The sequence below is a fragment of the Qipengyuania profundimaris genome, from assembly GCF_030717945.1.
GTDB classification, from domain to species: Bacteria; Pseudomonadota; Alphaproteobacteria; order Sphingomonadales; family Sphingomonadaceae; genus Qipengyuania; species Qipengyuania profundimaris.
Map to the genome: position 1 here is coordinate 372,185 of NZ_JAVAIM010000001.1, position 18,577 is coordinate 390,761.

Sequence of the window (18,577 nt, forward strand, 5' to 3'; positions counted from 1 at the left end):
CTGGCGGGAAAACGCCTGCCGGTCAAGCGTAGCGGCGCCGGGGGCGCTACCGTCCCAGAAGGTTGCGCGCCATGCTGGCCACTTGTGCGAGCATGGCCGGAGCGACCGGCGACTGCGCCTGCGCGCGGGCGATCATCGTGCGGAACCCGCGCACCGCCACATCCTGTTCGTCGGCCCATTTCTCCACCGTGCCGGGCATGTCCTTCTTCGCATCCTTGCGGCGCGAGAGGCGGCGCAGGAGTTCCAGCCGCATCTGCTGGAAATCGCGGGCGAGGCCCGAAACAAGCAGGCGCTCCCAAACATCCGATGGGCTCATCATCGCAGCGGTCGACTGAGCCCAGTCGAGGCCGAGACGGCGCCCGATTTCGGTGAAGCCGAGCGTGAGGCCCTTCGGCTCGATACCCGTGTCGCTGGCCAGCTGGGCCAGGCCGACCGACCCGTCGAGGTCGTAGAGATGGCTCACCCGGGCGGCGAATTTCTCCGGCGCGCCCGCTTCGGTCAATTGCGCCTCGAGGCGCGCGGATTGCTGGCGCGATTCGGCCGACAGCAACTGGTCGGTCGCTTCTGCAAGCACGCGAACGCCCTTGCCCAGTTCGGCAACGAGTGCGCTCGGATCGACCTTGCCCGACGCGCTGCGCAGCACGTCGGACATGAGATTGCCGACCGCTGCGGCCAGCCGGTCGAACAGCGTCAAGCGCGCCTGTTCCGACATGTCTGCCACATCGATTTGCGCCCATAATTCCTCGAGGCCGAACAGCTCCTCGCACGCCACGAACGCCGCGGCGACCTGCGACAGTTCGACGCCCTCTTCCTCGGCCAGTTCGAAGGGATGGATCGTGCCCAGCCGATTGACGATCTGATTGGCGAGCTTGGTCGCGATGATCTCGCGGCGCAGCCGGTGGCCCGCGATCTGCGCCTTGAACTTCTTTCGCATCGGCTCGGGGAAGGCTTCGAACAGCGTACTTTCGAGCAGCTTGTCGTCGGGCAGGTCGCTATCCTCGATGGCCGCCTGCAGCACCAATTTGGTGGACGACAGCAGCACGGCGAGCTCCGGACGGGTCAGTCCCTGCCCGTCGGCCGCGCGGCGAAGCAGCGTCTGGTCGTCGGCCAGCCCTTCGGTTCGCCGGTCGAGATTGCCGCCGGCTTCCAGCGTTTCGATGATGTGCCGCTGCGATGCCATCGCGCGGTCGCCGCCGATCTCGGCAATCGAAAGCGCGAGCGCCTGGAGGCGATTGTCTTCCAGCACGAGGTCGGCGACTTCCTCGGTCATCGATTCGAGCAGTTCGACGCGCTTGGGTTCCGAAAGCTTGCCCGCGCGCTTGGCGGCAGCGAGCGCGATCTTGATATTGACCTCGTTGTCCGAGCAATCGACCCCGGCCGAATTATCGATGAAGTCGGTATTGCTGCGCCCGCCGATGTGGGCGAATTCGATTCGTCCCGCCTGCGTAATGCCGAGGTTCGCGCCCTCGCCGATCACCTTGGCGCGCAGTTCGCGCCCGTCCACGCGCAGCGCATCGTTGGCCGGGTCGCCGACCTGCACGTTGTTCTCGTGCGCTGCCTTGATGTAGGTGCCGATGCCGCCGAACCAGATCAGGTCGACCGGCGCTTTCAGGATCGCGCTGATCAGGGCCTCGGGCTCGATCTCGTCCTGTTCGATGTCGAGCTTGGCCTGCATCGTCTTCGACAGCTTGATGGTCTTCGCATCGCGCGGGAACACCCCGCCGCCGCGCGAGATCAGGTCGCTGTCGTAATCCTCCCAGCTCGATCGCGGCAGGTCGAACAGGCGCTTCCTCTCCTTCCAGCTTTTCGCCGGATCGGGATCGGGATCGAGAAAAATGTGCCGGTGGTCGAAGGCAGCCACCAGCTTGATCGCCTTGGACAGCAGCATGCCGTTGCCGAACACATCGCCCGACATGTCACCGCAGCCGACGACCTCGATGGGGTCGCTCTGCACGTCGACACCCATTTCGAGGAAATGCCGCTGGACCGATACCCAGGCGCCGCGGGCGGTGATGCCCATGGCCTTGTGGTCGTAGCCCTTGGAGCCGCCGCTGGCGAAGGCATCGTCGAGCCAGAAATCCCGGCTTTCCGCGATGGCATTTGCTACGTCGGAGAAGGTGGCCGTGCCCTTGTCGGCAGCGACCACGAAATACGGGTCCTCGCCATCGGTGATGACGACGTCTTCTGGATGCACGACCTTGTCGTTGACGATATTGTCGGTGACCGACAGCAGCGTGCGGATGAAAATCTCGTAGCTGGTGCGCCCTTCCAGCGCCCAGCCCTCGCGGTCGATGGCAGGGTTGGGCAGCTGCTTGGGATAGAAACCGCCTTTCGCGCCGGTCGGCACGATCACCGCGTTCTTCACGCGCTGCGCCTTCATCAGGCCGAGGATTTCGGTGCGGAAGTCGTCGCGCCGGTCGGACCAGCGCAGGCCGCCGCGCGCCACCGGGCCGGCGCGCAAATGAATGCCTTCGATGCGGCGCGAATAGACGAAGATCTCGCGATAGGGGATAGGCTTGGGCAGGCCCGGCACGCGGGCACTGTCGATCTTGAAGCCGAGCGCCTCGCCTGCCGCCGGAGCGAAAGCATTGGTCCGCAGGATCGCGTCGATCAGCGAATTGTAGAGCCGAAGCAGGCGGTCGTCGTTGATCGCCTTTACCTTGGACAGGCCGCGCTTGATCGCGGCGCGTGCATCCTCGATCGCCTGTTCGCGGCCGCTGCCGAAATCGGGATCGTGCCGAGCGGTGAACAGCGCCACCAGAGCGCGAGTCACATCGGGTGCGGCGGCCAGCGCATCGACCACCGTGTAGATGGTGAAGCCCATGCCGACCTGCCGCAGATAGCGATAGAAGGCGCGCAGCCAGTTGGCCTCGCGCGCGGACAGGCCGGCTTCGGGCACAAGCCGGTTGAAGACGTCGTTCTCCGCCTCGCCATTGAGCACTGCTGCGATCGCTTCCTCGATCGCGTCGGCGCGTTCGACCAGCGCGGCCGGATCGCCGCCCGGCTTCAGCTCCAGCCGGAAGTCGTGGATCGTGCCGAGCCGCCCGTCGTCGAGCACGGTCGGCATTTCCGACTGCACGTGAAACCCGAAGTTTTCCAGCGCGGGTACGCCCTCGGACAACGGCAGGCTGCCTTCGGACTGATAGAGCTTCAGGCGCAGGCAGGTTTCGGCTTCCCGCTCGCACTGATACATGCGCGCACCGCGGGCGATCTCTTCGCTTTCGGCGCTGGCGCCAAGCCGGTGCAGCCGCACGATATCGAGCGCGGCTTCCTGCGGCCCGAACCGGCCGCGGAAGGCAGTCGGGAAACTTTCGGCAAAGCGCATGGCCAGCGCGGCGGCACGCGGCGGTTCCTCGGTCTGGCCGAGTTCCGCCTCGACCGCTTCGCTCCAGCCGCGCAGCAATGTCTGCAGGCGCTCCTCAAGGGTCACTTCATCGGGTGCGCCGGAGCCGTCGCGGATGTCGAGGACGAAGCGCAGCGTAGCGACATTGCCGCCTTCGACCTCGAGGCTCCAATCGAGCAGGCGCGCAGCGGCGGTGTCTTCCAGCAGGGCCTGGATCTCTAGCCTGACCTGCGTCGCCAGCATGTCGCGCGGCAGCCAGACGAAGGCGAAGAGGTGGCGCGCCAGCGGGGCCTCCACCAGTGCCAGACGCGGGCGGGGGCGGTCGACCAGGCTCATCATGGTCGTCGCGACGCGATCGACGTCCTCTTCCTGAAAACCGATCATCAGGTCGTGGGGCAGCGTGGTCAGCGCATGCACCAGCGCCTTGCCCGCATGGCCGCCCTCGTCGAAGCCATAGCGATCGTAGAGCCGCTGCAGCTGCTCGCGCAGGCGCGGGACGGCGCGGGGCGGGGCAGCGAGGGCGGCGCTGGTCCATACCCCTGCATGGAGCGAAAGCGCCACCAGCTTGCCACCTTCCCGCAGCGGCACGATCAGCACGTCCAGCGGGACCCGCCGGTGGACCCTGCTCAAATGATTGGCCTTGATGACCAGCGGCACGCGGGTGTTCTTTGTGTCGTCGAACCACGCGAAGGCGCGGTCGAAAGACGCTTCGGCGAGCAATTGTTCGGTGCTTGTGCGGCAGATGCCCAGCGGATCGTCCTGCGTGCCGTCGCGGTGGCGGGTCACGTGGCCGAGCTGCGTCAGCATGCCCGAATTGAGCCATTCGAGCAGCGCCGCCCCCTCTTCATCGACATCGGCGATGCGATTGGCATCGGCGGCCATGGCGGCTTGCAGTTTCGGCCAGTCTTTCACAGCGGCGCGAACGTCCTTCAGCGTCTCGACGATGCTATCCTCGAGCTGGCGGCGCGTCTTCGCATCGACCCGCGCGGTTTCGAGGTAGATCATCGATTCCCAATAGGCATCCTCCGGATCGCCCTCGGGGATGGCTTTGAGCACGCAATCCTTCTTGCGCTCCACCGGGACGACCGGGTGGACGAGATGGTCGATCGAGAGGCCGAGCGCCGCAATCGCCGCAGCCAGCGAATCGACGAGGAAGGGCATGTCGTCATTGACGATGGCGATGCGCGTGAAGCGGCGGTCTTCGGTCGCGCTTTCGACATGGATGGCAGGCTCGCCGAATTCGCGCTGATAGGCCGTTTCGCCGAGGAAACGCGCGGCCTCGTCCATCTTCGCGTCGGTAATCGGCGTATCGCCGCGCAGCAGCGACTGGCGCATGCGCTCCACCAGCTCGGCGTGCAGTTTCTTGGACAATGTGCCGGATTTCGCTTTGGCGGCGCTCTTCGAACCCATGGGGACCTCTCGCAGGATCGCGTAGTATCGTTACTTCGCCGCGCAATTTTCGACTCATGCGGCGAAGATGTCAGAGGCCGCGCCTAGGCCCCTTGTCGGCGCGTCGCAAGGTGGCACATGCGCAGACGTGCATTCCTATGCGGAACGGCGGGTTACGCTACGGCGCGTAAGGGCTGGAGCGCGTCCATCGCGAGTTCGAGCGACCGGATGCGCGCCGCAGGGTCATAAGTGCTGCCGCCGAAAACGATCTCGTCCGCACCGGTACGCGCGACGAAGCTCTCGACCGTGTCGCGGGCCATTGCGGGCGTGCCGATCGCGCTCGCCTGGCCGATGTGGGCGAGCATGGCCTGCGCCTGAGGGGGGAGGCTATCGCGGAAGTTCTCGCGCGGCGGGGGCAGCTTTCCGGGCCGCCCGGTGCGCAGCGCGACGAAGGCCTGCAACTGCGAGCTGGCGAGATATTCGGCTTCGGCCTCACTGTCGGCGACGAACAGGTTCATCGCCGCCATGACATGCGGCTTCTCGCAAGCCTCGGATGGCTGGAAATCGCGGCGATATAGTTCAAGCGCGGCATCGAGGTGATCGGGCGCAAAATGGCTGGCGAAGGCGTAGGGCAGGCCGAGTTTCGCGGCCAGCTGCGCGCCGAACAGGCTCGATCCGAGCATCCAGAATTCGGGCTCTGCGCCGCGTCCGGGTGTGGGGTGGATCGCCCCTTCGCCCTTCATCAGCGCCATCAACTCGACGACGTCCTGCGGGAACATCTCGGCGGCGCGGTGCAGGTCCTTGCGCAGCGCCCGCTGCAATTCCGGTCCCGCCCCCGGTGCGCGACCAAGGCCCAGGTCGATGCGGCCGGGAAACAGCGCGTCGAGCGTGCCGAATTGCTCGGCGATCTGGAACGGCGTGTGGTTCGGCAGCATGATGCCGCCCGATCCGATGCGGATGGTGCTGGTGGCATTGCCGATATGCGCGAGCACGACCGAGGTCGCACCGCCGGCAATGCCTTCCATCGCGTGATGCTCGGCAACCCAGAAGCGTTTGCAGCCCGCGGCCTCGGCAGCTTTCGCAAGGTCGGTCGCGGCGGTGAGCGCATCGCCGACGCTGCCGCCTTCGCGAACGGGGACGAGGTCGAGGACGGAAAAATCGGTCATTGGGCAAGTTGCTCCAGATAGGCGCGGGCGCGGTCGGCTTCTGTGCTTTCGGGTGCGACCAGCAGGACCGATTCGAAGCTGCGCCGCGCGTCGTCGTCGCGGCCGGACAGGGCGGCGATCACGCCGGCCTCAAGCCCGATCACCGGGTTGCGCGGATCGATTTCGGCAGCACGCTCGATCTGCAGCTGCGCCTCGCCCAGCCGATCAAGGCGGCGGGAAAGAGTTGCGGACAGCAACCATGCGCGCGCATTGGCCGGGTCCTCTGCGCGGGCCGAGGCGAGCGCCTCTGCCGCATCCTCCTGACGACCCGCCGCCACGAGCGCACGGGCGCGGTCGACATGGAGACTCGCTGCGAGAGCGCCGTCGCCCGCTGCCGTCGCATGGGTGATGGCCTGCGCGAACAGCGGCTCGGCAGTGGCGGGCTTGTCGTCGGCTAGCGCGGCATTGCCGGCCATCGCCCCCAGCCGGGCACGGTAGGCGGGCAGGGTATCCGGCGCTTCGGCACTGGCAGTCTCGAAGATCGTGCGCGCCTCTTCGTATCGCTCCAGTCTCACCAGCCCCAGCCCGAGACAATGGGCCGACTGCGCCAGTTCGAGATCGCTTTCCACCTGCACGCGCCAGGCCTGCGCGAAATCGAGCGCCTCTTCCGGCTCGCCGGTCGTCAGCGCCAGGCACCGCGAGAGATATTCGCTGCGCGGGGACGGCGTCGTTTCGATAATATCGGCAGTCTCGCGCTGCGGGCGATTCGCCAGCTCATCGGGCACGTCGGGAATCGCGCCGACGGATGGATTGGGGCCGACCTGCATGATCAGCAGGGCAAGGGCGGACATGAACACTCAGACGTCTCCGGACAAAGATTCGACCGTGCGCAGCAGCAGGGCGATATCCTGCTCGCGCGACAGCCGGTGATCGCCGTCCTTAACCAGCAGCAAGTGTACCGCGTCCGAACGCAGCGCTTCGGCCAGCTTCATGCTGATCTGCCACGGCACGTCGGCATCGCGCTGGCCGTGGAGCAGGCGCACCGGCGCATCGATCGCGATTTCGCCGTCGAGCAGGCGCTGCTCTTGCCCGTCGGCGAAGAAGCCCGGATGCATCGGCGTGGGCTCGGGGCCATAGGGATTGGGATCGTAGACCGTCTCGCCTGCGCGTAATTTCGCCTTGTCCTCGTCGGAGCGACCCCATTCGGTGAAGTCGGGCGCGGAAGCGATGCCGACCAGTCCGGCTAACCGCTCGCCCAGTGCGATGGCGACCAGCAACATCAGCCAGCCGCCCATGGACGAGCCGATCACGATCACGCGGCCCTCGACATGCGCATCGATCAGCGCGAGCACTTCTTCGGCCCAGCGCGACAGCGTGCCGTCGGCGAAGTCGCCCCCGCTCGACCCGCAACCCGAATAATCGAGCAACAGGCAGCCCTGCCCGCGCGCCTTCGCCCAGGCGACCAGCGCAGTCGCCTTGCCGCCATCCATGTCGGACATGTAGCCGGGCAGGAAAACGAGCGTCGGACCCGCGCCCGGCGAATGGCGGAAGGCGATGCGTCGACCGTCGGGCATGGTATGGAATTGCGTGTCGCTCATGGCGTCAAGATGTCGAACCTCGGGGGCGCGAATGCAACCCCGGCTCCGGGCGAAGCGTCAGAAGAAGTCGAACTCCTCGACGTCGGGATCGTCCTCGCACATCGACTGGAGCGCGGCGAATTCCCGTTCCGAGAGGACCGGCGGATAGTCCGCGCCTTCCTTCGCCGCGTTCTTGTAAGCCCGCGCTCGCTCGCCCGCCGCAGGATGGCTCGCCAGCCACCCCGTCATCGCATTGCTCTCGCCATCGTCGCCATATTCCTCGGCCATGCGCTCGAAAAAACCCGCTGCGCCCAGCGGCGAAACATCGCTTTCGGCGAGGCGCGCGCGGGCATAGTCGTCCGCCTCCCTCTCGGCATCGCGCGAATAGCCCATGGAGGCGACGCCAAAGACCGTGTCGCCGACGCCCGAGTTTGCGCCCGCCAGCAGCACCGACATGCCAAACTGGCGCAGCAGCGCGGTCATCACATGCCGCTCCCGCACATGGCCGACCTCGTGGGCGAGCACACCGGCGAGCTCTTCCGGGCTTTCGGCCTGCTGGATGAGGCCGTCGAACAGCAGCACCTGCCCGCCGGGCAGCGCCACCGCATTGACCATGTCGATATTGGCAACGTCCGCATTCACCTGCGTCGTCGCCGGATCGACCTCGTCGAGCAGCTTGGCAAGGGCTGCGTCGCCTTCGGGCGTGCTGCACAGCCGGCCGCCGAAATCGCCGATCATCGCCTGGCCCAGATTGCGCTCCCAGCTTTCGGGCACGCGCGGGCCGAGCCATTCGGGCGCGGTCATGAAGAGCGCCACGGCGACCGCGCTGGCCGCGGCGAAAATCACCGCCGCCTTGCCAAGGCCCAGCCGGTCGATCCACGCGCCGTATTCGCTTTTCTCAGGCAAATGCCGTGCCAGCCCCGGCGGCATGTCGGCGGGCAGGGTCAGGCGGAAATCGGTCTCGCTCTCGCGGCGATAGAAGACATGCTCCCCCCGCGCCTCGCCGAAGCGCAGGTCGTCCAGCGGCACGGCAAGCTGGCTGGTCGGCGCATCGAGCAGCAATTGCCCCCCGCCGTCCCAGCGCGCATGGCCTTCGTGCCGGACGGCCGAGTGTCCGTCGTACCAGCTGGCCGGGACCTGGAAGCTGTCGTCCATCGGCTCAGATCGCGCCCATGTCGAAAGCGTCGAGAAGGCCCTCGCCATGGCGCGCGGTCTTGGTGGTCGACTGCGTCAGTTCGTCGAGCAGGATTTCCCCGCTCGCCTCCAAGTGAGTGATGAAGAACTTCCAGTGCCGATAGGACAGGAAGATAAGGCCGATCCCGAACGTGAAGACTACCAGCAGCACATCGCCGACCAGCAGCTTGAACCACTCCAGCGTCGAAGCCTCGAAGCTGAAATCGAGATCCTTCCACCGCGTCGCGCCAACCACTTCGCGATAGAACTTGGCGTAGAAAGCCACCGCAATCAGGCCGAGGCCGAGATAGAAGAACAGGACGAGGCCAAAAATCCCAAGCACACCGCCGAAAGCTGCGCCATCCTCGCCGCCTATTCCATAGCCTGCAAGCATGCCCATCCCCGCCATGAACAGGGCTCCGAAGAACATTATAAACGGGGCAAGATAGAACAGCAGGAACCGGACAAACACGCCGCCCGCCTCGGCATTGGCTTCGAAGCGATAGGGGCCGAAGCTCATCTTGCTCCAGCGCTCGTTCCACAGGCTGGTCATCGACCAGGGGATCAGCAGGCCGAGCGGGAGCCAGCCGACGATCGTCTTCCACATATAAGACAGGCCGAACACGAAACCGGGATTGTCGCTCCCCCCGCGGATGCCACGCCAGCGCGTGCGCGACAGGCGATAGCGCAGGGCGCGAAAGCGCGCGACGCCCATCAGGTAGAAGATCGCGACGAATGCCAGCACGCCCAGGGCCGCGCCGATCTCTTCATAACCGCGCGCGATCAGCGCCTGCGCGCCGAAGGAGATGATGAAATAGGGCAGTCCGAACAGGACCAGCACGATCAGGAAGCCGAAGAACAGCTCCTTGCCCGTTCCGGCCCATTCGAGATGCTCGTCGACGAAGCGGCTGCGCGACCACAGATATTGCCGTTCGCGGGTAGTGGCCCAGAAGCGGTAGATTCCCAGCGTGACGATGGTCAGCAGCAGATTGGTGAAGGCGATCGGTGCGAATTCGCGCCAGTTGCCTTCGAACACGAAAGCGCTTTCGCCGCCCTCGCCATCGTATTTACCGTGCATGATGCAGTAAAACCCCTTCGATCCCGTCGCCGGATGCTCGGGGATCGAAGGGGCTGTGTCAATCAGAGCGAGCGACTATTCGTCGCGCTGGAAGATCTCCTCGATCGCCAGCTCGAAGACTTCGGCGATCCGGAAAGCCAGCGGCAGCGACGGGTCGTAACGCCCGGTCTCGATCGCGTTTACGCTCTGGCGGCTCACCTCGAGAAGGTCGGCAAGCTGCTGCTGGCTCCAGTCGCGTTCGGCGCGCAGCACCTTGAGGCGGTTCTTCATAGCGCGCCCCAGGTGCCGTAGCTGATGCGGTTGGCAATCGCTCCGACGAACTGGCCGAAGAACCATGCGACCGCCCACCAATAGGCGTCGAGGTGGATGACGACGCCAGTCGATTCGAGGAACCCCCACAGCGTGGCGGCGGCAAGTGCGAAGCCGGTGGCGATCAGCGACTGGCGTACGATCAGCATGCGCAGAAACTCGTCCTGCTCCTCGACGATCAGCCGGCCAATCGCCCAGAACACCCCGATGATGGCGAAGGCGGGTAGCAGCGCCAGCGCCACGCGAGCGGCGGTCGACGGATCGCCATCGCTCAGCAACGAGACCTGCAACGCGATGGCAACCAGATAGGCGCTGCTGAACACCATCACCCGCTTGATATAGCGTTGCTGTGCCTCGCCCTTGGCGCTGCAGGGCCCGCGATTGTTCGCGGCCCGGTTGGCCGCGCGCATCGTCTGGAAGAACAGCGCTGCCGGAACGATCAGGAGGATCATGGCCGTGGTCGAGTTGATGGCATCGCTCAGCGCCAACCCCATCGCTGCGCCGAAGCTGGCGAAGGTCAGTCCGGCCCATACGGGCACCGAGCTGCGGAGCGCGTTTTCGCTGCTATCGGTCACGAAAAGACGCCCTTGAGCGACGCGCAGCATTTGCCCGGCCGGATCGTCGCGATCGCCAGTGCCGGGAAGACAATCAGCATCGGTTCACCGACCGCGGCGTCAATTGCGCCCAGAGACACGCCGAGCGCGGTCAGCAGCATGGCAATGGCGAAGCCACTGGAAAGGATTGTACGGTTCATTGGTCAAGCTCCTTTGCTATGGTGTAAAGTGTATTTGTCATAGGAGGCGGGTTATGTCAAGCACACTTTCCAATATGGAGCGCGACCTTTCCAGCAGTGTCGAAAGACTTGTCATGCAGGGGTCATCCGGCGCAGGCAGCAGAATGAGTGAGGAGAAACAAATGATCGCCACCGAACCGCCTGCTGCCGCGAAGCTGCCGTCGCTCGATCGCCGGAGCGTGATCAAGGGTGGAGTGCTCGGCGCAGGCCTCGCCGGGATGCCGCTGGCCGCGCAGGTGCCCGTACGCGGCTTCACGCATGGGGTCGCAAGCGGCGAGCCTGCGGCGAATGGCGTGTTGGTGTGGACTCGGTTCGTGGCTAATCAGGACACGCCGCTGACCTATGAGCTGTCGGAAAGCGCCGATTTCGGCAGTATCGCTGCGGGCGGCACGGTCACGGCCAGCGCGGATAACGACTGGTGCTGCAAGGCGACCGCGCGCGGCCTTGCCCCGGCACGCTTCTATTACTTCCGCTTCGTCGCGCCCGACGGTTCGATGTCCGATGTCGGCCGCACGAAGACACTGCCCGAAGGCCCGACCGAGCGGTTCCGCATGGCGGTGTTCTCCTGCTCCAACATCGCCTTCGGCTGGTTCAACGCCTATGCCCATGCCGCCGATGCGAACGCCTTCGACTGCACGCTGCATTTGGGCGATTATTTCTATGAATACGGGCCCGGCACCTACCCCTCCGCCGACGAGGCCTTGTCCGGCCGTACGCTGTTCCCGGCGAAGGAGATCGTCAGTCTCGACGAATACCGCCGCCGCTATGCGCTCTATCGCAGCGACCCGGATCTGCGCCGCCTCCACCAGATGTATCCGATGATCAGCGGCTGGGACGATCACGAGAGCGCGAACGATTCGTGGGAAGGCGGCGCCCAGAACCACCAGCCCGATAGCGAGGGCGAATGGTCGGTCCGCAAGGCGGCGGCGATCAAGGCCTATCGCGAGTGGATGCCCGTCTCCGACGAGCCTTGGGCGGCTTACGAAATCGGCGATCTCGCCACGCTGTTCCGCCTGGAAACGCGACTAACCGCGCGGGCGGAGCAGTTTTCCTATGGCGATATCCTGACCGGCCAGACCTCGGCCGACGAGGCGATGACTGCGCTGACCGCCTTCCGCGAGGGCGACTATCGCGATGCCTCGCGCGAATTGCTCGGGGCGCGGCAGCAGGCGTGGCTCGCCGATGGCATGCGGCGCTCCGCCGGGGCAGGCAAGCCGTGGCAGGTGCTGGTGCAGCAGGTGCTGATGGGCAACCTCTCCACCGCCCCGGGTCTGACCGAGGGCCTGCCGGGCGATCTTCCCGACTTCATTCGCCAGCGCATCCTGGCAGGCGCGATGGCCGGGCGGGCGGAACTGCCGCTCAATATGGACGCATGGGACGGCTATCCCGCCGCGCGCGAGCGATTGTTGAAATCCGCGCTCAATGCGAATGCGAACCTGATCAGTCTTGCTGGCGACACGCACAATGCCTGGGCCTTCGATCTCGATCACGCCGGGCAGCCGGTCGGCGTTGAGTTCGGCGTGCAGGGCGTCACGTCGCCGGGGCTCGAAAGCTATCTGTCGTTCATTCCGAAAGACCGGCTGGAGCGCGCGATCGTCGACCACAATCCGCAGCTTCAATGGATGGATTCGGCGCGCCGCGGCTATATGGCGGTAGAGCTCACGCCCGGCAGCGCGTCGAGCGAGTTCCGCTTCCTCTCCAGCGTGCGCGAGAAGGGCGCGGGCGTCTCCGCAACCCACCGCATGACCACGTTGGCGGGCAACCGCAAGCTGCAAGCGACTTGAGAAGCGCAGGCACCCGCGCTATCTGTCCGGCCATGACGCAACTGCGCTTCACCACCACGACTACCACAACCCCGGGTCTCCGGGGGCGGATGGTCGCGGCCTAACCGCAGCCACCGCCGCCCGGTTTCGGGTGGCGCGGCGTTCCTCTCGAAACCGGAAATAACGCAAACGCCGCTTCAATGGCGCGCGCGCCTGTGTCATGGCGCGCCAAACGACGGACGAGATACGATGACGGAACTGCTCAAGATCAGCCTGCCCGACGGTTCGGTGCGCGAAATGGAACCCGGCAGCACGCCCGGCGATGTCGCCGCCGCGATCGGACCCGGCCTTGCCAAGGCCGCCATTGCCGCGCGCGTGGACGGCGAACTGCGCGACATCAACCGCCCGTTCGAGGGCGATGCCGAACTCGCACTGGTCACGAGCCGCGACGAGGAAGACGCGCTCGAGTTGGCGCGGCACGATTTCGCGCACGTCCTCGCCGAAGCGGTCCAGTCGCTCTATCCCGGCACGCAGATCACCTTCGGCCCCGCGACGGACGACGGCTTCTATTACGATGTGAAGGCACCCGCCGATCGCGAGCCGTTCAGCATGGACGATCTCCCCGATATCGAAGAGGAGATGCGCCGCATCATCAAGGCCGATAAGCCGCTGCGCCGCGAAGTCTGGAGCCGCCAGCAGCTGATCGACAAGTGGGAAGCCGAAGGCGAGGTCTTCAAGGCCGAATGGGCCAAGGAACTGCCCGAGAACGAGGAGCTGACGGTCTACTGGTCGGGTGAGGACTGGCTCGACATGTGCCGCGGTCCGCATCTCGCCAGCACGGGCAAGCTCGATCCGCAGGCCTTCAAGCTCACGCGCGTTGCCGGGGCCTACTGGCGCGGCGATCAGAATAATCCGCAGCTCACGCGCATCTACGGCACCGGCTGGCTCAACAAGAAGCAGCTCAACGCCCACCTCACGCGTCTGGAGGAAGCCGCCAAACGCGACCACCGCAAGCTGGGCCGCGAGATGGATCTCTTCCATTTGCAGGAAGAGGCGCACGGCAGCGTCTTCTGGCATCCCAAGGGCTATCGCATCTGGCGCGAGCTGGAGGCTTATATGCGCCGCAAGATGGACAAGGCCGGCTATCGCGAGATCAAGACGCCGCAGCTGATGGACGTGCGCCAGTGGGAGCAGTCCGGCCACTGGGGCAAATATGCCGAGAACATGTTCGCCGTGCCCGACATGGTCCCGGAGGTAGAGGAGCTCGGAGACGGACCGGCAAACCCCAGCGTCGCGCCCGATGCGGACTGGATGGCGATCAAGCCGATGAACTGCCCGGCGCATGTGCTGGTATTCAAGCAGGGCATCACCTCCTATCGCGACCTGCCAATTCGGCTGGGCGAAATGGGCTGCTGCCACCGCAACGAACCGCATGGCGCGCTTCACGGGCTGATGCGCGTGCGCCAGTTCACGCAGGACGATGCGCATATTTTTTGCACGGAAGATCAGGTGGTCGAGGAGGTGAAGGCCTTCATCGAGCTAGCCGACCAGGTCTATCGCGACTTCGGTTTCACCTACGACGTCAAGCTCGCCCTGCGCCCCGAAAAGCGATTCGGTTCGGACGAGGACTGGGACAAGGCGGAGCAGGAATTGCGCGATGCCGTCGCGGTCAGCGACATGCAGGGCGAAGGTGACGGCAAGCTGGAAGAACTGCCCGGCGAAGGCGCCTTCTATGCGCCCAAGCTCGAATGGCACCTAACCGATGCGATCGGCCGTACCTGGCAGGTCGGCACGATCCAGGGCGACCGCGTGCTGCCCGACCGCCTCGATGCGAGCTATGTCGGCGAGGATGGCGAGAAGCACCGCCCTGTCATGCTCCACCGCGCGATCTTCGGCAGCTACGAACGCTTCATCGGCATCCTGATCGAGCATTTCGCAGGACGTCTTCCGGTCTGGCTCGCGCCCGTACAGGCGGTGGTCGCGACCATCGTCTCCGACTCCGACGATTATGCGAAGGAAGCGGTCGCCAAGCTGGAAGCCGCGGGCATCCGCGTCGAGAGCGATCTTCGCAACGAGAAGATCAACTACAAGGTGCGCGAACACAGCCACGCCAAGGTCCCGCACCTGCTGGTGGTCGGCAATCGCGAGGCCGAGGAAGGCACCGTCGCCATTCGCACGTTGGGCGAGAAGGAGCAGCGCGTGATGAGCCTCGACGAGGCGATCGCGATGCTCAAGGCCGAAGCGACGCCGCCCGACCTGCGCGAGGGCTAGGCCGCCGATGGACCTGCTTGCGGGCTACGGCACGGCGGCCATCGTCGCCGCGCTGGTTGCCGCTTTCGGCTCGGCCTTCGTGCGCGGGCTGACCGGGTTCGGCATGGCGATCCTGATCGTGCCGATCCTCGCGCTGGCACTGACGCCGGTGGATGCAGTGCTCCTGACGAACTTCCTTTCGGTCTTCATCGGCCTCTCGGAAATCCGCCGCCTGCTGCGCGATGCCGAGCGCTCTGCCTGGGCGATCATCGGGCTGGTTGCGCTGACGACGCCTGTTGGGCTGTTCCTACTCGGCGCGACCACGCCGGACATCGCCCGCGTGGTCATCGCCTTCATCGCCCTGTCGGCCTTCGTCGCCATCCTCCTGCCACGCCGGGGCGCTCTGGAGCATCATCCGGCGACAACCGGCGGGGTGGGGATATTGAGCGGGCTGATGACCGGCTATGCCGGCATGCCCGGCCCGCCGGTCGTGCCCTATTACGTGGGGCGCGATATCCCGCGCGCAGTGGCGAAAGCCTCCATGTTGCTGATTTTTACCTGCGCCTCGTCCGCTGGGCTGGTGAGCGGCGCGGCGCTGGGCATGCTCGACTGGGCGCTCGCGCTGCTTGCGGCTCTGCTGTTCCCGGCCGTGCTCGCGGGCAATTGGCTGGGCAACAGGGTGTCGGGCCGGATCGAGGACCGCACCTGGCGCATTTGCGTGGGCGCGGTGCTAGGCGGGGCGGCGCTCGCCGCGCTGTGGAAGGCGTTCGGCTGATTTAGCGTGTCAGAAAGGCAGGACCGGCCCGGCAAGGGCCAGTGCGAGGCCGCATCCGCTCACGATCAGTGCGCGCGCCATGTCGGTCGCCGAGATCGGGGCGACATGCGTACGGGCGAGAGCGATAGCCTTGGCCATGCCGCCATTGTCGCGGGCAAATCCTAACGAAGCGTTAAAATATGGCTCTCGCCGCGGGCATTTGCTGGCTGGCGCAATGGAAACCTCCGCCTCCGGCAAGCACGGCATCGGCGGGAAGGCCGATTGTCGCGCGGTCGGGGAAGAGTTCGGCGATGGCCGCCACCCCGTCCTCGTCATGCGGGCTACCGAAGGTCGGAACGACGACCAAATGGCTGGTGATCGCGAAATTGGCGTAGCTGGCGGGCTCGACATGATCGCCGCTGGTAACGAGGCCGGGCGAGGGAATCTCGGCGACCGCCACCCCGGCGTCCTGTGCGCGCCGATTGGCGTCGGCGTAAATCGCGGCATTGGGATCGTCGTTGCCGGTCGCGCGCGGCAGGCACAATGTGTTGCGGCCGACGAAGCGCGCGAGATTGTCGACATGCCCGTCGGTATGATCGTTGATCAGCCCGTCGCCGAGCCAGAGCACGCGTTCGAAGCCGAGATCGCGCTGCAGCCGCGCCTCGATGTCTTCGCGCGAGAGCTGCGGATTGCGATTGGGGTTGAGCAGGCATTGCTCGGTCGTGACGACGAGGCCCGCGCCATCGCCATCGATCGCGCCGCCTTCGAGGATCCAGTCCGACACCTCGAGCGGCAGGCCTGCATCCTCCGCCAGTTCCGCGCCGACGGTCTGGTCGCCTTCCATCAGGAACTTGCCACCCCAGCCGTTGAAGCCGAAGCGCCGTGCCATGCGCTTGCCCTCGCGGTCGGCCAGCACCAGCGGCCCGGTATCCCGCAGCCAGACGTCGCCATAGGTGCGGCGCTCGAGCCTGACCGATCCGGTGACCAATTGCCGCGCCCGCGCCTCGTTCGCCCCATCGCGGACCAGCAGGCGAACCTCCTGCCCGCTTTCGGCTACTGCATTGGCGAATGCCGCGATCTGCTCCTGCGAACGCGGCAGGACTTCGGGCCATTCATCGGCATTGTGCGGGAAGCCGATCCACAGCCAGTCCTGCGGCGCCCATTCGGGCGGCATGGTGTAAGGCATGGATCGGTTCTTTCGCTTAAAGGGCGATTACGACCCGCAAGGCCCGTCCGCGCAATCGGCATCGCGCGTGGCCTTGAACTCGTCGCCCGGGTTCCAGTTGGGCCAGCTGTCGCTTTCCGCCAGCATGCGCCCGATGCGGTAGAACAGTTCGAGATCGCTCATCACTCCGGACCAGTCCCAGTCCGGGTTATATTCGTCCTTCGGCCCGTGATAGCGGTTCTCGGTATAATCGCGCGCGACCTCTGCCCCGGCGATCGTGCCGCCTGCCACCAGGTCCTCTCCGCCGTCGATATACAGCATCGGCACGCCGCGCTTGGCGAAGGCGAAATGGTCGGAGCGGTAGTAATAGCCTGCTTCCGGCTTCGGATTGGGCGTCGCCACCCGGCCTTCGGACTCCAGCGCCGCGTTCATGAACAGGTCGAGTTCCGATTTGCCCGGACCGACGACGGTCACGTCCCTGGCCGGGCCGGCAACCTGGAAGGCGTCCATGTTGATGCCGCCGACCGTCTGGTCGAGCGGGAAGACCGGATTGGCGGCGTAATAATCCGCGCCGAGCAGACCCGATTCCTCGGCCGTTACGGCGAGGAAGACGAGGCTGCGGTCTGCCGCGCCTGCCTTTGCATGCGCTTCGGCCAGTGCGACCAGTGCGGCCGTGCCGGTCGCATTGTCGACCGCGCCGTTGCAGATGTCGTCGCCATCGGGCGCGGGCTTGCAGCGGCCGAGATGGTCCCAGTGGGCGGTGTGCATCACATATTCGTCCGGCCGCTCGCTACCCGGCAGCATGCCGATCACGTTACGCGACTGGAAAGTGCGGATATCGTTTTCGAAGCTGGTCGAGGCGGTCAGGCCGAGCGGCACGGCCTGGAAGCCCTTCTGTTTGGCTGCTGCGGAGAGCTGCGCGAGGTTCTGGCCTGCCGCCTGCATGATCCGTTCGGCGACGCTCTTCTGCACCCAGCCGTTCATCTTGGTCATCATCGGCGCATTCGCACCGCGCGCGGCATAGGCCTGCGGACCGCTCCAGCTGCTTTCGACGACGTTCCAGCCATAGGAGGCAGGCGCCGTATCGTGGATGATGATCGCGCCCGCCGCGCCCTGGCGGCCGGCCTCTTCGTATTTATAGGTCCAGCGCCCGTAATAGGTCATGGCCTTGCCGCCGAACGGTCCTTCCAGCGTCTGCGCGCCGAAATCGGGATCGTTGACGAGGATGACCGCCGTCTTGCCGCGCATGTCGAGCCCGGCATAATCGTTCCAGCCCTTTTCGGGCGCATTGATGCCGTAGCCGACGAACACCAGCTCGCTGTTTTCGAGCGAGGTCGCCGCGTCTTCGCGATAGGAGACGCCGACCCAGTCGTCGCCGAAGTCGAGGCTCATCGGTCCGCCGCTGCCGCCTGCGATGGTGAGCGGGGCGAAGTCCTTGCCGGTGATTTCCACCAGCGGCACGTTCTGCACCCAGCTGCCGTTATTGCCCGGGGTCAGGCCGGCGCGCGTGAATTGCTCGATCAGATAGGCGACGGTCTTTTCCTCGCCCGCCGTGCCGGGCGCGCGACCTTCGAACTCGTCGGAAGAAAGCCGCTCGGTCACGGTCTTCATCGTCTGCTCGGACAATGTGCCTTCGGCGACCTCCGGTACGTCGATGCCGGTCGGGGCGGCGCTCATGTCGCCAGCCGGTTCCATGGTCGTGCAGGCGGACAGCAACAGCGCTGTCGTGGCGGCAAGGGTCAGGCGTTTCATCGTTGCGAACCTCTCTCTCGTGTCCCGTTCTCGGCCGCGCTTCTTGCAGCATGGCGGCGCGAGGGCAAGCTTGCGCGTGCGGCGCA

Annotated in this window: 15 protein-coding genes; 3 read left to right on the forward strand and 12 right to left on the reverse strand. The window is 65.8% G+C overall.

Features of this window, described 5'->3' with window-relative positions; all coding sequences use genetic code 11:
• Positions 1 to 46: 46 nt before the first annotated feature.
• The 9 genes from Q9K02_RS01905 to Q9K02_RS01945 all read right to left on the reverse strand — a co-directional run bounded on the left by Q9K02_RS01905 (position 47) and on the right by Q9K02_RS01945 (position 10,768).
• The gene (locus Q9K02_RS01905; RefSeq protein WP_305931354.1) at positions 47 to 4,753 is read right to left on the reverse strand and encodes an NAD-glutamate dehydrogenase; all 4,707 of its coding nucleotides are present in this window, start codon (positions 4,751 to 4,753) and stop codon (positions 47 to 49) included.
• A gap of 152 nt (positions 4,754 to 4,905) precedes the next feature.
• A complete protein-coding gene (locus Q9K02_RS01910) occupies positions 4,906 to 5,898 on the reverse strand; it encodes an LLM class flavin-dependent oxidoreductase (protein ID WP_305931355.1) in 993 nt (330 codons plus the stop codon).
• A complete protein-coding gene (locus Q9K02_RS01915; RefSeq protein ID WP_340310318.1) occupies positions 5,895 to 6,728 on the reverse strand; it encodes a tetratricopeptide repeat protein in 834 nt (277 codons plus the stop codon). Before Q9K02_RS01915 ends, Q9K02_RS01910 begins: the two co-directional genes overlap by 4 nt.
• Before the next feature lie 6 nt (positions 6,729 to 6,734).
• Positions 6,735 to 7,475: an alpha/beta fold hydrolase gene (locus Q9K02_RS01920; protein ID WP_305931357.1), complete on the reverse strand. Its 741-nt coding sequence runs from the start codon at positions 7,473 to 7,475 to the stop codon at positions 6,735 to 6,737.
• Between the two features lie 57 nt (positions 7,476 to 7,532).
• Complete coding sequence (locus Q9K02_RS01925; protein ID WP_305931358.1) at positions 7,533 to 8,609, reverse strand: M48 family metallopeptidase; 1,077 nt, start codon at positions 8,607 to 8,609, stop codon at positions 7,533 to 7,535.
• 4 nt (positions 8,610 to 8,613) lie between these two features.
• Complete coding sequence (locus tag Q9K02_RS01930; RefSeq protein ID WP_305931359.1) at positions 8,614 to 9,705, reverse strand: YjgN family protein; 1,092 nt, start codon at positions 9,703 to 9,705, stop codon at positions 8,614 to 8,616.
• Between the two features lie 75 nt (positions 9,706 to 9,780).
• The gene (locus Q9K02_RS01935) at positions 9,781 to 9,975 is read right to left on the reverse strand and encodes a helix-turn-helix transcriptional regulator (RefSeq protein ID WP_305931360.1); all 195 of its coding nucleotides are present in this window, start codon (positions 9,973 to 9,975) and stop codon (positions 9,781 to 9,783) included.
• Positions 9,972 to 10,589, reverse strand: a complete 618-nt coding sequence (locus tag Q9K02_RS01940; RefSeq protein ID WP_305931361.1) for a hypothetical protein — start codon at positions 10,587 to 10,589, stop codon at positions 9,972 to 9,974. Before Q9K02_RS01940 ends, Q9K02_RS01935 begins: the two co-directional genes overlap by 4 nt.
• Positions 10,586 to 10,768, reverse strand: a complete 183-nt coding sequence (locus Q9K02_RS01945) for a hypothetical protein (RefSeq protein ID WP_278329119.1) — start codon at positions 10,766 to 10,768, stop codon at positions 10,586 to 10,588. The genes Q9K02_RS01940 and Q9K02_RS01945 overlap by 4 nt, the downstream gene beginning before the upstream one ends.
• Before the next feature lie 161 nt (positions 10,769 to 10,929).
• On the opposite strand from Q9K02_RS01945, the gene Q9K02_RS01950 reads away from it, so the two are divergent.
• From Q9K02_RS01950 to Q9K02_RS01960, 3 genes are all read left to right on the forward strand, one after another.
• The gene (locus Q9K02_RS01950; RefSeq protein WP_305931362.1) at positions 10,930 to 12,591 is read left to right on the forward strand and encodes an alkaline phosphatase D family protein; all 1,662 of its coding nucleotides are present in this window, start codon (positions 10,930 to 10,932) and stop codon (positions 12,589 to 12,591) included.
• A gap of 228 nt (positions 12,592 to 12,819) precedes the next feature.
• The gene (gene thrS, locus Q9K02_RS01955) at positions 12,820 to 14,841 is read left to right on the forward strand and encodes a threonine--tRNA ligase (protein WP_305931363.1); all 2,022 of its coding nucleotides are present in this window, start codon (positions 12,820 to 12,822) and stop codon (positions 14,839 to 14,841) included.
• Positions 14,842 to 14,848: 7 nt separating this feature from the next.
• Positions 14,849 to 15,595: a sulfite exporter TauE/SafE family protein gene (locus tag Q9K02_RS01960; RefSeq protein WP_305931364.1), complete on the forward strand. Its 747-nt coding sequence runs from the start codon at positions 14,849 to 14,851 to the stop codon at positions 15,593 to 15,595.
• A gap of 9 nt (positions 15,596 to 15,604) precedes the next feature.
• On the opposite strand, the gene Q9K02_RS01965 is transcribed toward Q9K02_RS01960, so the two are convergent.
• The 3 genes from Q9K02_RS01965 to Q9K02_RS01975 are packed head-to-tail and all read right to left on the reverse strand — an operon-like array spanning position 15,605 to position 18,491.
• Positions 15,605 to 15,733, reverse strand: coding sequence for a hypothetical protein (locus Q9K02_RS01965; RefSeq protein ID WP_305931365.1), 129 nt, complete (start codon positions 15,731 to 15,733; stop codon positions 15,605 to 15,607).
• A gap of 34 nt (positions 15,734 to 15,767) precedes the next feature.
• A complete protein-coding gene (locus tag Q9K02_RS01970) occupies positions 15,768 to 16,760 on the reverse strand; it encodes an agmatine deiminase family protein (protein WP_305931366.1) in 993 nt (330 codons plus the stop codon).
• A 27-nt stretch (positions 16,761 to 16,787) separates the two neighbouring features.
• The gene (locus Q9K02_RS01975) at positions 16,788 to 18,491 is read right to left on the reverse strand and encodes a M28 family metallopeptidase (RefSeq protein WP_305931367.1); all 1,704 of its coding nucleotides are present in this window, start codon (positions 18,489 to 18,491) and stop codon (positions 16,788 to 16,790) included.
• Positions 18,492 to 18,577: the final 86 nt, after the last annotated feature.